This is a genomic window from Sedimentibacter hydroxybenzoicus DSM 7310, assembly GCF_013403245.1.
Taxonomy (GTDB): Bacteria; Bacillota; Clostridia; order Tissierellales; family Sedimentibacteraceae; genus Sedimentibacter; species Sedimentibacter hydroxybenzoicus.
In genome coordinates, this window is the sequence record NZ_JACBNQ010000003.1 from 25,774 (window position 1) to 40,967 (window position 15,194).

A 15,194-nucleotide genomic window follows, 5' to 3' on the forward strand; every position below is an offset into this window, starting at 1 on the left:
AGGAAGGTACAATCCATGGAAAATGAAAACTTAAAAAAAATTGATGATATTCTTAAGCGCACAGATACAGATTATTCGACTGCTAAGAAAGCACTTGAGGATGCAAACGGAGACGTGCTCGATGCAATAATTATGATTGAAAACCAAAACAAGAGCAACTCGTATACAAAAAGTAATAAAGGTGAGCAAATATTCAATCAGCTAAAGGATATACTTGCAAAGGGTAATGCGACGAAGATTACAATAAAGAAAAACAATGAAATAATTGTTAATCTGCCTGTTACGGCAGGAATTATAGGTGCTTTTGCTGCTCCATTTTTGTCTGCCGCAGGGATTACAGCCGCACTATTGACACAATGCTCCGTAGAAATAACTCAAGCAGACGGCAACGTAGTTAATCTCGGACAAAAAGTTGAGCAAGGTGTGGATATTGTTAAGGATGCAATGCAGGATGTAAGACAGGGTGCCGAAAATTTAAAAAATGATTTTATGAGCAGTACTAATGAATTTAAAAACGAATTTAAAAACAGCGCAAACGAGTTCAAAAATGATTTTAAAAACAGCGCAAATGAATTTAAAAATGACATAAAGGACGATTTCACATATTCATATAAGGATGATGATGAATTTTAAAAGAAATTCTTGACATTAATTCTTAATTTTGTTACATTAAGATTAATGTTGAGGCAATGAGAAAGAAGAGTAAACTATAAAGAATTTATAGAGAGTCAGGTGTGGTGGAAACTGATAAAGAAGTATAGTTGAAGGGCGCTTTTGAGTCAATTATTTTAAGAGGATAAAGCAATGCTTTATCAAATAGGGTGGAACCGCGGAATTAATCTTTCGTCCCTATGTGGGATGGAAGATTTTTTTGTACTATTAAAATATATATGGTTACAATAACCTAACAGTTTATCATCCTGAACGTAAGAGGAGGCTCTCAGAACTTCAAAAGATAAGATTCCTCCCTTACGTTCGGAATGACAGGAAATACATAATATTGGTATATGAAATCTTTAAAATCCCATTTCAAATAATTTTAAATGGAGGCAATCATGGCAAAAAACGAAAAAAACAAATTAGAAAAGCTTGTTTCTCTTTCTAAATCGAGAGGTATAATTTTCCCCGGCTCAGAAATTTACGGTGGTCTGGCAAATACATGGGATTATGGACCGCTGGGTGTAGAAATAAAGAATAACGTGAAAAAAGCTTGGTGGAAAAAATTCATACAGGAAAGTCCATACAATGTTGGGCTTGATTCGGCCATACTTATGAATCCCACAACCTGGGTGGCTTCGGGTCACGTAGGAGGATTCAGTGATCCTTTGATGGATTGCAAGGAATGTAAGGCAAGATTCAGAGCGGATAAATTAATCGAAGACTACATGAGAGAAAATGATGAGGTGCAAATAGTAGACGGCTGGTCTAATTCTCAAATGGAAGCTTATATATCAGAAAATAATATTAAATGTCCTGAGTGTGAAAAACATAATTTTACATCAATCAGGAAATTTAATTTAATGTTTAAAACCTTTCAGGGTGTTACCGAAGACTCCCAGTCAGAAATATTTTTAAGGCCGGAAACGGCTCAGGGTATATTTGTAAACTTTAAGAATGTGGCTCGTTCCACAAGAAAGAAAATACCTTTCGGAATTGGACAAATTGGTAAATCCTTCAGAAACGAAATTACTCCGGGTAACTTTACCTTTAGAACAAGAGAGTTTGAACAAATGGAGTTAGAATTCTTCTGTGAGCCTGGTAAGGATCTTGAATGGTTCTATTATTGGAAGGATTTCTGCATGAATTGGTTGTTATCCTTAGGTATGACAAAAGAAAATGTGCGTTTCAGAGATCACGATCCTGCAGAATTATCTCACTACAGCAACGCTACGACAGACATAGAATATTTATTCCCCTTCGGTTGGGGAGAGCTTTGGGGTATAGCTGACAGAACAGATTTTGACTTAAAGGCACATATAACTACTTCAGGAGAGGACTTGTCCTATCAGGACCCTGTAACGAACGAAAAATACGTTCCGTACTGTATTGAACCATCACTTGGTGCTGACAGAGTTATGCTTGCTATATTAGTTGACGCGTACAATGAAGAAATTCTTGAAGATGGAACCGAAAGAGTCGTGCTAAAGCTTCATCCTGCACTTGCACCATATAAAGCGGCCGTATTGCCGCTGACTAAAAAATTAAACGATCAAGCTACAGAAGTTTATCATAAGCTGCAAAAAAGCTTTAACGTGGATTATGACGATGCGGGAAGTATAGGTAAGAGATACAGACGACACGATGAGGTTGGAACTCCGTATTGTATAACTTTTGATTTTGATTCTCTTGAAGATAATTCTGTTACGGTACGAGACAGAGACACAATGGAACAAGTCAGAGTTAAAATAGATGATTTAGAACAATACATCAATGATAAAATAAATTTCTAACAATTGGCAATAGATGTGTGATTGATAAAACCAATTGCACATTCATTGCTATTCTATGGGCTAATCAATAGCTAATCCATCGTCCAAAGGGGTGATCCATATAAAATTATCAGACAGACAAAATCAAATAATTGAAATAATAGAAAAGCTCCAACCTGTAACAGGAGAAGCGATAGCTGAAAAAATAGGTCTTACAAGAGCAACACTCCGACCTGATTTGGCGGTTTTATCCATGTGCGGCTTAATTGACGCAAAACCGAAGGTTGGATATTATATATCGAATAAAAAAAGCAACAGAGATATAATAGAAAAATTATCAGCAATAAAAGTATCGGATATTAAATCACTTCCTATAAATGTAACTGAATCCACAAGCGTTTACGATGCGATAGTAACTTTATTTTTAGAAAATGTAGGTACATTGTTCGTAGTGGAGGATGAGGCATTAAAAGGTGTAATATCAAGAAAAGATTTATTAAAGGCATCCATGGGAGGAAAAGATTTAAATGCTATACCCGTGGGTATAGTAATGACAAGGATGCCTAAAATCATATATTGTTTGGAAGAGGATTCAATTTTAGAGGCAGCAGAAAAAATCATAGAGCATGAAATAGATTGTATACCGATTATAACCCATTTGCCAAACAATAAAGTAAAGGCAATCGGAAGAATTTCAAAAACTAATATAACAAATGTTTTATTAGAAATAACCAAATAAAGAGGTGCATATGGAGAAGATTAATATTTACGCTGTTTCGGATTCCTTGGGAGAAACTGCTGAGCAGGTGGCAAAAGCGGTAATCAGACAGTTTGACTTGGCTGATTTTGATATAAAAAAGGTATCCTATATAAATGATAAGGAATCAATAGATCATTTAATACAAAAAGCATCAGATGAAAATGCATTTATAGTATTTACTTTGGTGGTTGAAGAGCTCAGAGATTACATGATTGAAAAAGCTTCAGAATATAACCTTGACGCAGTTGATATAATGACACCTATTCTATTTCCTTTAGTTAAAAAATTGGGCTTAGCTCCTAAAAACGAGCCCGGTCTTTTACGTCAGCTTGACGAAAAATATTTTAAAAGAGTAGAATCAGTGGAATTTGCAGTAAAATATGATGACGGAAAAGATACGAGGGGAATCCTTTTAGCAGACGTAGTCTTGATAGGAGTATCAAGAACCTCTAAGACACCGCTTTCTATGTACCTTGCCCACAAGAATTTAAAGGTTGCAAATATTCCGTTAGTTCCTGAGGTCAGCTTGCCTGAGGAGTTAAAGTTAATATCTCCTAAAAGAATAATAGGATTAACTTTAAATGTGGAAAATCTGAATAAAATCAGAAAAGAGCGCCTTAAAGCAATGGGGCTTAGGGATACGGCAAATTATGCCAATATGGAAAGAATTTTTGAGGAACTTGAATATTCGGAAAAGGTTATGAGAAACTTAAAATGCAAAATAATTGATACAACTAACAAAGCAGTTGAAGAAACTGCCTCAATTATTCTTGACTACATAGCTGAAAACGAAATAAAAAAATAATTTTGTGAATATACAAATAATGTACGTTTTTTGTCATTCCGAGCGTAAGTGAGGAATCTCAGGTTTTTAAATGCTGAGATCCTTCGAGCCAAAATTCTCAGGATGACAAATATAATTATCAGGGGGTGATAATGGTGAATATACGAGAGCGATATGAACAATTCGAAATTGATTACTTATCTCCACACGCTGCTAAAAGTAGATTTTCAAAAGGCAGAAAGGTTCCGGAAGAAAGTTGCGAAATAAGAACCGAATACCAAAGAGACAGAGATAGAATAATTCATTCAAAAAGCTTCAGGAGATTAAAACACAAAACACAAGTTTTTTTATCTCCTGAAGGAGATCATTACAGGACACGTCTTACTCACACATTGGAAGTATCACAAATTTCAAGAACTATTGCAAGAAGCTTAAATTTAAATGAAGATTTAACCGAGGCAATTGCCCTTGGTCATGATTTGGGTCATACACCCTTCGGCCATACAGGCGAGAAAATACTTAATGAAATTTGCGAAGAAGGCTTTAAGCACAATGAACAAAGCTTGAGAGTTGTAGAGTTCTTAGAACTAAGAAACGGCAACAGAGGATTAAACCTTACATTTGAAGTCAGAGATGGAATTCTAAATCACCCATTAAGTTATAACCCCTCAACTCTGGAAGGTCAAATCGTAAGCATTTCTGACAGAATAGCCTACATAAATCACGACATTGATGATGCACTGAGAGCAGATATAATAAAGTCTGGGCAAATGCCCGATATTTTCTTTAAAACCTTAGGTTATACTCATGGGCAAAGAATTAATACCATGATAACAGATGTGATAAAAAGTAGCATGGATAAAAACAAAATAACCATGAGTGAAGAAATTGCTCATTATACAAAAGAACTCAGAGATTTTTTATTTAAAAATGTATATTACAATAAAACCGCAAAAAGTGAAGAAGATAAAACGAAATTTATAATTGAAAAGATATTTGAATACTATACTAAGAATTTTGAGCTATTACCTGATTTTTATTTACAAATATATAACGAAAACAATTTGGCAAAAAACGTAATAATTAAGGATTACATTGCCGGCATGACAGATCGTTATGCAATGAAAGTATTTGAAGATTTGTACATTCCCAAACCTTGGAGGCAATAGATAAAAATATTTTGTTGACAAGCTTATTTCGTTGTGTTATAATCTGTGTTCAACGTATAGATAATGGTGATATTATGCCCTATAGATTGGATTCTGATGTAGTTAAAAGAATTCTAGATGAAAACAACATAGTAGATGTTATAGAAGAATTTTTACCTTTAAAAAAAGCAGGTGCAAATTACAGCACAAACTGCCCCTTTCATAAGGAAAAAACTCCTTCTTTTATTGTTTCACCGGATAAACAGATATTTCATTGCTTTGGCTGCGGAGAAAGCGGCGACAGCATAAGCTTTATTACAAAGTATAAAAATTATACTTTCGTTGAAGCTGCGGAGTATCTTGCAAAAAAGGCGGGGATTATTTTAGAAGAGGTTAATAACTTTTCAAACAACCAAGAAAATAAAGAGCTTACGGACAGGCTTTATAAAATAAACAGAGATGCTGCGGCATATTTTTATAGAAATTTAAAAGCGTATCCGGAGATTATAAGTTACTTAAAATCAAGGAAAATTGATAATGATGTAATAAAAAAGTTTGGAATTGGATATGCTATAAATCAATGGGATAATTTGCTAAAATACTTAACCGGTAAGGGGTACATAGAAGAAGACATATTAAAAACCGGATTAATAATTAAGCATCAGGAAAAAAATTCATGCTATGATCGTTTCAGAAACAGAGTGATGTTTCCTATATTTGATGTACGGAAAAGAATAATAGGTTTTGGAGGAAGAGTTATTGATGATTCACTTCCTAAATATCTCAATTCACCTGAAACTTTAATATTTAACAAAGGTTACAATTTATACGGTCTCAATTTAGCAAGGGAAGCAGTAAAAGACAAAAGCTTCATATTGGTAGAAGGATACATGGATGTTATTAAAATGCATGCATATGGATATGATACAGCCGTTGCAGCTTTGGGAACATCCTTGACTGACAATCAGATAAAACTATTAAAAAGATATTCCAAGAGCTTTTATATTGGCTTTGACTCGGACAATGCAGGTCAAAATGCCGCTTTAAAAGCTTTGAACATGTTTAAAAGAAACAATATAGATGCAAAGGTAATAATTATAGATAATGCAAAGGACCCCGATGAATATTTAAATAAGTTCGGGAAAGTAAATTTCGACAAATTAATTGAAAATTCTCTTGATTATTATAATTTCTTAGAATATCATTTTAATGAAATATATGAAAATTATAGTAAAGTTGAATATATATCTAAAATTTTTGACAATATAGTAAATGTCAACAGCGAAATAGAAAAAGAGCTTATATTTGAAAAATTATCAAGTAAAGTAGGTGTTTCCAAAGAATCGATAATTAAAGAATATAACAAGAAAGAAACTAATCAAAGAACTTTTGTAAAGACTTCAATTCCTGCTAAAATTAAAATGCAGGTGCAAAAAATTACAACATCCCATGAAGAGGAGTTAATCAAACTGATACTCATAGAAAATGATTTTGCTTTACAGCTTAAAGAAATAGTAAACGAAGATATATTTAAGGATTTAGAATTTTATGGAATATTTAAAGAGATGTATGAATACAAAATAAACAATATGAGTATAGATGAAGATAGCTTAAAAAAAATTATAAAAAATGAACCGGATGCTAAAGTTTTATTGCAATGTGACGATGTTGATTATGATAATTTAGAGTCATTATTCAAGGATTGTATTAAAAGGTTAAAAATAAAATATTATGAAAAGAAAAGAAGCATACTGAGTGACAATTTAACACAATCTGAAAACTCTGAGGAAAGCAAAGAAATAATGACCGAAATTTTTATCCTCGCTAAAAAAATTAAGTCAACTAAAGAGGAGGTTAACTAACCCATGGGTGAAAATAAAAACGTAACAGTAGAAGAATCTGAAAAAGATATAGAAATGCAGCAAAAAATTGATTCTATCAAAAATAAATTGATAGAGAAAGGTAAAAGAAACGGATTCATAACATATAAGGAAGTATTGAGGTCTTTTGAGAAATTAGATATTAACCCGGAATTTATTGATGACTTTTATAAGCAGGCAGAAGATAATGACCTTGAAATACTTGGTTTTCAGGATGATATGATTCTTGAAAAAGTTGACGACATAGATGACACGGAAATTAAGGATGAAGTGGACTTTTTTGTAAGCCAATCAGATGATGATATATTGAAGGGTGTAAATATTGATGACCCTGTCAGAATGTATTTAAAGGAAATAGGAAAAGTACCATTATTATCGGCAAATGAAGAAATAGATCTTGCAAAAAAAATGCAGGATGGAGATGAAGAAGCAAAGAAAAGATTGGCAGAAGCCAATTTAAGATTGGTTGTAAGCATCGCTAAGCGCTATGTTGGAAGAGGCATGTTGTTCTTGGATTTAATTCAGGAGGGAAATCTTGGATTAATTAAGGCAGTTGAGAAATTTGATTACACAAAAGGATTTAAATTCAGCACATACGCTACCTGGTGGATTCGTCAGGCAATAACGAGAGCAATAGCAGACCAGGCAAGAACTATAAGAATCCCTGTCCATATGGTAGAAACAATAAATAAATTAATTAGAATTAAAAGGCAGCTTTTACAGGAATTAGGGCGTGATGCAACACCTGAGGAAATTGCCCTTGAAATGGAAATGGAGCCTGATAAGGTAAGAGAAATATTAAAAATTGCTCAGGAACCTGTTTCACTGGAAACACCAATAGGGGAGGAAGAAGACAGTCACTTAGGTGACTTTATACCGGATGATGAGGTTCAGGCCCCGTCGGACGTAGCAACTTTCACACTTTTAAAGGAACAGCTTTCATCAGTGCTTCATACTTTGACAGACAGAGAGCAAAAGGTTCTAAGACTGAGATTCGGATTAGATGACGGAAGAGCAAGAACCTTAGAAGAGGTTGGCAAGGAATTTGATGTAACAAGAGAAAGAATAAGACAAATTGAAGCTAAGGCATTAAGGAAGCTTAGACACCCAAGCCGCAGCAAGAAATTAAAGGATTATTTAGAATAAACAGGGGAGGGTTAAAACCCTCTCATTTTTAATTATGAGGTGATTATGAACCGATTGGAATGTATTAAATCTATGCTTGCTAAATGTCATACTGCAGCGGACATAGGAACTGATCATGGCTATGTGGCAGAGATGCTTTTAAATGAAAATATATGCGAAAAAGTAATAGCAACAGATTTAAATAAAGGACCTCTGGACAGAGCAATAAAGCATTTAACATCTGTAAATTTACACGGAAAATGTGATTTCAGGTTGGGGAGCGGGCTTACTGTATTAAATGAAAATGAGGCAGATGCAATAATTATTGCAGGTATGGGAGGAGAATTGATTGCAGATATAATCGAAGCATCTAAAAATATTGCACTACAAGCTTCCCAGCTTATTTTACAGCCCATGACAATGGGGGATAAGCTGAGGCAGTATTTAGCTGAAAACAGCTTTAAGATAATTGATGAAAACATTGTAAAAGAAATGCACCATTATTATTTTGTTATTAAGGCTGTTCCCGGCAAATATGAAGTAACCGATAAAATATTTTATGAAATAAGTAAAATAATATTAGAAAAGAAAGATCCGATAATGGTTGAATATCTGAACAAAATATTAAAAGTAAACGAAAATATTATTGTCAGTATTGAAAAAAGCAACGGCAGAGATTATAATGAAAAAGCAGAAGCATTAAGAACGAAAAATAAAAAAATAAGGGAGTTGATGGAAAATTAAAGTTGATTCTATTATTAAAATATTAAATGAAAAGCTAGAATTGAAGTCTCAGGAATCCTGGGACAACGGCGGATTGCAGATTGGAGACTATTGCAGTGACATAAATAACATTATGTTAACTATGGATATCAATTTAAAATTGATAGAGTATGCAATCAATAATAATATTAATTTGATAATCACTCATCATCCATTTTTGTTTTCAGGCCTTAAATCCATTGATTTCAGTACATACGAGGGTAGCTTAATCAAGCTTATGATTAACAATGATATAAATTTATACAGCATGCACACAAGCTATGACATGGCAGAATACGGGGTAACACACAGTCTGGCTAAAATATTGAAGATTGACTCATATGAAGTACTGCATGTCGTAAATCCTGATGGCAGCGGCTACGGAGGCATAGGCTGTGTTGAGCCGATTAATATAGTTGAATTTGCAAAACAAATAAAGAAGCTTTTAAATGCGGATTATATAAAATTATATTGTAACAAAGATTATAAAACAGTACGCAAAGCTGCATTTTGTGGAGGAAGCGGAAGCGATTTTATAAAGGATGCTATTGCAAAAGAAGCAGATGTGTACATAACAGGCGACATAAAATACCATCAGGCACAATTTGCTTTGCAAAACAATCTGTGTATTATAGATGCAGGTCATTATAATACGGAATATCAGTCATTGCAGAACATTAAAAACATATTAGATACAGAAGGATTAAAAGTAACGTTAATGGAAGTAAATACTGTAAATGAAATTATTTTATAGGGGATGGATATGGATAAAAATTACGAATACATAAGAGTTGCCGTAGCAATACCGACTCTTAAGGTAGCAAATCCAATATACAATATAAGGGAAATTGTTTTGCTCTCAAAAAAAGCATATGAAGAGAAAAACGCAAGGGTTGTATTGTTTCCGGAGCTTTGCATAACAGGATATAGCTGCGGAGATTTATTTAATCAGAGGGCACTTATAAACGGAGCCGAGGAAGCTTTGCAGCTATTGCTTAATGAGACCGAGGATCTTAATATTTTAGTAGCCGTAGGTATGCCCGTATATATTGATAATCAATTGTTTAATTGTGCCGTACTGCTGAAAAACGGTAAGATTCTCGGAGTTGTTCCAAAAACATATGTGCCGAACTATAATGAATTTTATGAAAAGAGATGGTTTGCTTCATCTCTTTCGAGAATATCTGACGAAGTAACGTTGTGTGGGCAAAATATTCCCTTTAATGAAAACATGCTGTTTAAAGACACACTTTCATCCTTATGCATAGGATTTGATATTTGTGAGGACTTGTGGGTAAGTATACCTCCAAGCTCATATCATACAATTCACGGGGCAAATTTAATTTTGAATCTTTCTGCCAGCAATGAAACAGTGGGGAAAAGTGACTACAGAAGAGATATAGTAAGAATTCAATCATCAAAATGTATGACCTCCTATTGTTTTGCATCGGCAGGACAATCCGAAAGCACTACAGATGTGGTATCATCGGGTCATGCGTTGATTGCCGAAAACGGCCTGATTTTAAATGAGGACAGATTTTCAACTGAAAGCAGCATAATCTATGCTGATATAGATTTAGAAAAGCTTAAAAACGATAGAGTTAAATTCAACAGCTACATGGGGAGAATTGAAAATAGGGATTATAGATATGTAAGCTTTGAGCTTGGATATTCGGAAAATCTTCAATTGGATAGATTTATAGATAAATACCCGTTCGTTCCAGCTAATACAGCAGAAAGAAACCATAGATGCAAAGAAATATTAAACATACAGGCAACAGGACTTTATCAAAGATTATATAAAATAGGTGCTAAAAAAGCAGTTATAGGAATATCCGGCGGTCTGGACAGTACCTTAGCTTTATTGGTAACAGTTGAATCATTTAAAAAGCTTAAGCTTCCTATGGAAAATATTATAGCAATAACAATGCCGGGATTCGGTACATCCTCAAGGACGTACAATAACGGCTTGATATTGATGAAGGAGTTGGGTGTAACTTCAAAGGAAATTTCAATCAAGGATGCATGCATACAGCATTTTAAGGATATAGGGCACGATATTAACATACATGATGTTACATACGAAAACGCACAGGCAAGAGAAAGAACTCAAATTTTGATGGACTATGCAAACAAGGAAAATGCAATAGTAGTGGGAACCGGAGATTTATCTGAACTGGCTTTAGGCTGGTGCACATACAATGGCGATCACATGTCGATGTACGGAGTAAATTCTGGTATACCTAAGACATTGGTTAAATATATGGTTAAATGGTATGCAGAAGAACATGCTGAAGGAAATATAAGAAAAGCCCTGTTAGACGTCTATGATACACCTGTAAGCCCTGAACTTCTGCCGACTGATAAGGCAGGAAACATTGCACAGCTTACCGAAAAATCGGTAGGCTCATACGATTTGAATGATTTCTTCTTGTTTAACATGCTCAGGAACGGTTATGGACCTGAAAAAATATATTTCCTTGCTAAAATTGCTTTTAAGGATGAATTCAGTAACGAAGTAATTCTTGAAACTCTGAAAAATTTCTATAAAAGATTTTTCACACAGCAATTTAAACGCTCCTGCATGCCTGACGGTGTAAAGGTCGGCTCAGTTTCCTTATCTCCAAGGGGTGACTGGAAAATGCCAAGCGATGCATCTTATGAATTATGGCTGGATAGGTTGAATAGAATTGGTTAATAATGCATTTGACTTTAAAAATAAATTACTGTAATATGTAAAGGAGTAAATTATACAGTCGCATGCTTTTGCATGAGGAAAGTCCGTGCTCCGTAGAGCAGGGTGCCGGGTAACACCCGGTGAGGGTGACCTCAAGGATAGTGCAACAGAAATAGACCGCCGAGCAATCGGCAAGGATGGAAAGGTGAGGTAAGAGCTCACCGGCAATTAGGCGACTAATTGGCCATGTAAACCCCACCCGGAGCAAGACCAAAAAAGGACCTTGGAGTGGCTGCTCGTCACAGTCCAAATGGTAGGTTGCTGGAGCCTGTCGGCAACGTCAGGCGTAGATAGATGACTGTTTAAAACAGAACACGGCTTACATATTTACTCTAAACCTTATTATCAAAAAACATTGAGAAATCAGTGTTTTTTGCTTTTTAAGCCCCTTTTGAAAATTGGCTTATTGTCGGGTGTAAATAAAACCGTAGTTTTGCGTTATTAACTGAGAAACTCTATAAGCTTATATATATTTTGTTGCATTATAACTCAGCTAAAATAGTATGTCAATACATAAATTGTGATTTTTTGTTGAAATATCAATGAAAACAAAAAATAGAGCCTGTTGGCTCTATTTTATCCTATTAATTCACATACATCATTTAAGTTTGTTGGTATTAAATGTGTGTATATTTCCAATGTTCTTATATCTTTATGCCCTGTATATTGGGCTATTTTTTTCAGGCTTACATTTTTCCTTACAAGGTTCGTTATGAAACTATGCCTAAACGTATGTATCGTTATGTTAAAATCTGCTTTATCCTGAACACCGCTGTTTCTTACATACTTTTTTACAAGGTCATTTAAAGCGTCCTTTCCTATTTTGAATACTTTCCCCGATATTCTGTTTTCTATTGCTAAATAATCTATAAGTGCTTGTCTAAGGCTCTTCGACAAAGGCACAATCGAAACATTATCCGTTTTGGAATGTTTTATTGTAATTATATCTCTTACAAAGTCTATATCTTCCCAATTTAATGCTAAGACACTACTCCTTCTGCAACCTGTACTACGTAAAAACTCTAAAATTGCGATATCTCTTATGTTATTTTGGGTTCTATCTTTCTTGGCTGTTTCAACTATTTTCTTTATGTCTTCTTCGTCAAGGTATTTTGGAAGATTCAATGTTTTTTCTTCATCGAAAATCTGATTTCTAACCCTTTTAAATGAAAAATCCTTTACAAAATTATCTTCTATAAACCCAAACTCTTCTAAAAAGTCATAGAACACTTTCAAAGAGTCATATTTTCTATCTACTGTCGATTTTTTATACTCTTTTGTCGTTATTTTCTCCGTCAGAAAGTTTCTGTAATTCATTATATGTGCTTTGCCTATGGAGTCTATATAGCATATAGAGGGGTATTTCTCTTTTATGTAGTTTTCAAAAATCAAGATATCTATTTTATAAGCTCCGATTGTGGAGTCTTTTAAACCTTTAATATTCAAGTAGGAAGGGAATTGCTCAATGGCCTTTTTTAAAGTTATTTTTTCCTTCAAAAATACCAGTCCCTTCGTCTTTGTTTTGGTTTTACATTTTGGTCTGTTAAGACCCCTCCAAAAACTAAGAAAGACTTTTCTTCTTAGGATATATTTATTTTACATATATATCAATGTATTAAATTAATCGATTAATTTCATAAGGACTTTTTATTAATCCTTATATTTATAAAATACTCAAAAAAAAGATTTATTTCAAGAGTAAGTTTTATTTTTGCGTGGTAATTTATGGTAGAACAATGTGCCGTTGAAATAACAGCAAAATAAGTTATACGTCTCTCCACAGAACATATAGTAAAATGTGAGGTTTTAAAGAAAACAAAGAAAAATCAAAAGAACTTAATAAAGGCCAAGAAAATACAAAGGAAGAATTTTTTGTGAAGAGGACGTTAAAATGGAGAAAAGTATTATAAAAGAGAGAGTTCAGAAATATGGAGTAGATTCATTAATGGATTGGGAGTTATTGCATTTACTTACAAGTGTGGAACCAGAGGAATTACAGCAATTTAAGGATTTTAATGATTTGAGAGACAAAATAGAAATGCTTAAAGCCACTGATATACAAAAACAAAAGGTTAGAGCAGTTTTTAGTATTTTCACAAGAATCGGAAAAGAAAACACTAACAGGACTAAGATTTCAAGTCCGTCAGATGCCTATGAACTCCTGAAATGGGAAATGGAGCATCTAAAAAAGGAAGAATTTAGAGTTGTATTGCTTGACACCAAAAATCACGTAATAGATGTAAAAACGATAAGTGTCGGGAGTCTCAATTCTTCAATCGTTTCTCCGCAGATTGTTATGAAGGAAGCTATTATTAATTCAGCAAGTTCAGTTATTCTGGCTCACAACCACCCTTCAGGTAATTCAGAAAGTTCAAGAGAAGATTTTTTGCTGACCGAAAGACTAATTCAATGTTTTAAGTTAGTAGGAATCAGCGTTATAGACCATATCATAATCGGGCAAAATAACTTTTACTCTTTTAAAGAAGACGGGTTAATTTAAGCTCAAAAACAAGTCAAACAAATGACTTGTTTTTTTTATGCTTGATAGAACACATTTTCGTTATGGCTTTGGGGACATCTGTATAACATATAATATGTAAAGGTGTTGGATATTAAATACCAACATAATATTTACTCAAATCCTTGTGGATTGTAATATTCATAAATCAAAACGCCACAATTTTTATAGCAGACAGCCCCACGGGGAACAAGACGGTTTTACGTTCCGTTTCACTTCACATAAAACCTACAATTATATGCCCGCCCTTTGGGCGAACATATAATTGACTTGTTCCGCCGTTATGCGACTGTCGGAGAAATTCCGCCTTTGGCGGCCAAAGCGGAGCTTTTAATTTCTCCTGTCGCATATACTGCCGTGGGTCTGTCTGCCGAGAGTTCAAGGTATTACGCAAATCAGAGTGTTTAGCATCACACTAATAGTAAGAAGAAAGGAGCATAAAACTATGGCAAAAGGACGAAAAAGAACAACTAACTTGACCTTTATGGAAAAGGATAAACGTCTATTTCAAGGTATTTCTAAGTGCGGTAAAGCAATAACACCTTTAATAGAGAAATATTACAACATTTCTCAAAAAAGAATTGACCGCTTTGTAAAGCAAGGTTATTTAATAAAAAGTTCTGCCATTTGGGAAAATAAATCGATAATGTGCTATGGACTAAGCGAAAAAGGTAAGAAGTGGGTAAAGAACAATATTCACACCGTAAATAGCTTATATAAGCCAGCAAGAGGAGCTACTCACGACATAGCACTATTTCAAGAGTATAGCAAACTAAGCAGGAAAGAACAGGATTTATCCTTAACAGAAACAGATATATCACGACAGAACAAGCTAAGCTATGCCTCTCCCGTAGATTTGTATATCCCACCATATCAAGACGAAAGCGGCATCATAATTCAAGGACAAGCCATTGAAATTATTACCCCCGCTTATTCAAAAGATGACATTGAGAAGAAAGCAATCTATGTTGAAGAATGCCTAAAAACAAGTAATTTTAAACAAATTTTTGTAAATTACAAGCATACACGAGAACTCTAAGGAAAGGAGAGC

13 protein-coding genes, 1 other RNA gene and 1 other annotated feature are annotated in these 15,194 nt (G+C 34.1%); of the genes, 13 read left to right on the forward strand and 1 reads right to left on the reverse strand.

Going from position 1 to position 15,194, the window contains the following annotated elements; all coding sequences use genetic code 11:
- The first annotated feature begins 15 nt into the window (after positions 1-15).
- From HZF24_RS04960 to rnpB, 11 genes are all read left to right on the forward strand, one after another.
- A complete protein-coding gene (locus tag HZF24_RS04960; protein ID WP_179237180.1) occupies positions 16-633 on the forward strand; it encodes a DUF4342 domain-containing protein in 618 nt (205 codons plus the stop codon).
- A 47-nt stretch (positions 634-680) separates the two neighbouring features.
- Positions 681-854, forward strand: a binding site (T-box leader).
- Between the two features lie 201 nt (positions 855-1,055).
- On the forward strand, positions 1,056-2,450 hold the full coding sequence (locus HZF24_RS04965) for a glycine--tRNA ligase (protein WP_179237181.1): 1,395 nt from the start codon (positions 1,056-1,058) through the stop codon (positions 2,448-2,450).
- A 91-nt stretch (positions 2,451-2,541) separates the two neighbouring features.
- Positions 2,542-3,168 (forward strand): helix-turn-helix transcriptional regulator, encoded by a 627-nt coding sequence (locus tag HZF24_RS04970; protein WP_322790721.1) that lies wholly within the window; start codon positions 2,542-2,544, stop codon positions 3,166-3,168.
- A 10-nt stretch (positions 3,169-3,178) separates the two neighbouring features.
- Positions 3,179-3,994: a pyruvate, water dikinase regulatory protein gene (locus HZF24_RS04975; protein ID WP_179237182.1), complete on the forward strand. Its 816-nt coding sequence runs from the start codon at positions 3,179-3,181 to the stop codon at positions 3,992-3,994.
- A 134-nt stretch (positions 3,995-4,128) separates the two neighbouring features.
- On the forward strand, positions 4,129-5,142 hold the full coding sequence (locus HZF24_RS04980; protein ID WP_407695746.1) for a deoxyguanosinetriphosphate triphosphohydrolase: 1,014 nt from the start codon (positions 4,129-4,131) through the stop codon (positions 5,140-5,142).
- Positions 5,143-5,216: 74 nt separating this feature from the next.
- Complete coding sequence (gene dnaG, locus HZF24_RS04985) at positions 5,217-6,983, forward strand: DNA primase (protein ID WP_179237184.1); 1,767 nt, start codon at positions 5,217-5,219, stop codon at positions 6,981-6,983.
- A 3-nt stretch (positions 6,984-6,986) separates the two neighbouring features.
- Positions 6,987-8,147, forward strand: a complete 1,161-nt coding sequence (gene rpoD / locus HZF24_RS04990) for an RNA polymerase sigma factor RpoD (RefSeq protein WP_179237185.1) — start codon at positions 6,987-6,989, stop codon at positions 8,145-8,147.
- Between the two features lie 45 nt (positions 8,148-8,192).
- Positions 8,193-8,870, forward strand: a complete 678-nt coding sequence (locus tag HZF24_RS04995) for a tRNA (adenine(22)-N(1))-methyltransferase (RefSeq protein ID WP_179237186.1) — start codon at positions 8,193-8,195, stop codon at positions 8,868-8,870.
- A 10-nt stretch (positions 8,871-8,880) separates the two neighbouring features.
- Positions 8,881-9,642, forward strand: a complete 762-nt coding sequence (locus HZF24_RS05000) for a Nif3-like dinuclear metal center hexameric protein (protein WP_456356061.1) — start codon at positions 8,881-8,883, stop codon at positions 9,640-9,642.
- Between the two features lie 9 nt (positions 9,643-9,651).
- Entirely contained in the window at positions 9,652-11,586 is a 1,935-nt protein-coding gene (locus HZF24_RS05005; RefSeq protein WP_407695744.1) for an NAD(+) synthase, read from the forward strand.
- Positions 11,587-11,628: 42 nt separating this feature from the next.
- An RNA gene (rnpB, locus tag HZF24_RS05010) (RNase P RNA component class A) lies at positions 11,629-11,963 on the forward strand.
- Between the two features lie 238 nt (positions 11,964-12,201).
- On the opposite strand, the gene HZF24_RS05015 is transcribed toward rnpB, so the two are convergent.
- Positions 12,202-13,122 carry a tyrosine-type recombinase/integrase gene (locus HZF24_RS05015; RefSeq protein WP_179237188.1) on the reverse strand — a complete coding sequence of 307 codons (921 nt, stop codon included), beginning with the start codon at positions 13,120-13,122 and terminating at the stop codon, positions 12,202-12,204.
- Positions 13,123-13,516: 394 nt separating this feature from the next.
- Here HZF24_RS05015 and HZF24_RS05020 point away from each other — a divergent pair, with 394 nt between their 5' ends.
- Positions 13,517-14,125 carry a JAB domain-containing protein gene (locus tag HZF24_RS05020; protein WP_179237189.1) on the forward strand — a complete coding sequence of 203 codons (609 nt, stop codon included), beginning with the start codon at positions 13,517-13,519 and terminating at the stop codon, positions 14,123-14,125.
- 463 nt (positions 14,126-14,588) lie between these two features.
- On the forward strand, positions 14,589-15,182 hold the full coding sequence (locus HZF24_RS05025; protein WP_179237190.1) for a hypothetical protein: 594 nt from the start codon (positions 14,589-14,591) through the stop codon (positions 15,180-15,182).
- The last annotated feature ends 12 nt before the right edge of the window (positions 15,183-15,194 follow it).

Bases quoted from the DNA above. Each gene is read 5' to 3' on its own strand.
- HZF24_RS04960 (WP_179237180.1), top strand. From the start codon at position 16: ATGGAAAATGAAAACTTAAAAAAAATTGATGATATTCTTAAGCGCACA.
- HZF24_RS04965 (WP_179237181.1), top strand. From the start codon at position 1,056: ATGGCAAAAAACGAAAAAAACAAATTAGAAAAGCTTGTTTCTCTTTCT.
- HZF24_RS04975 (WP_179237182.1), top strand. From the start codon at position 3,179: ATGGAGAAGATTAATATTTACGCTGTTTCGGATTCCTTGGGAGAAACT.
- dnaG (WP_179237184.1), top strand. From the start codon at position 5,217: ATGCCCTATAGATTGGATTCTGATGTAGTTAAAAGAATTCTAGATGAA.
- rpoD (WP_179237185.1), top strand. From the start codon at position 6,987: ATGGGTGAAAATAAAAACGTAACAGTAGAAGAATCTGAAAAAGATATA.
- HZF24_RS04995 (WP_179237186.1), top strand. From the start codon at position 8,193: ATGAACCGATTGGAATGTATTAAATCTATGCTTGCTAAATGTCATACT.
- HZF24_RS05005 (WP_407695744.1), top strand. From the start codon at position 9,652: ATGGATAAAAATTACGAATACATAAGAGTTGCCGTAGCAATACCGACT.
- HZF24_RS05020 (WP_179237189.1), top strand. From the start codon at position 13,517: ATGGAGAAAAGTATTATAAAAGAGAGAGTTCAGAAATATGGAGTAGAT.
- HZF24_RS05025 (WP_179237190.1), top strand. From the start codon at position 14,589: ATGGCAAAAGGACGAAAAAGAACAACTAACTTGACCTTTATGGAAAAG.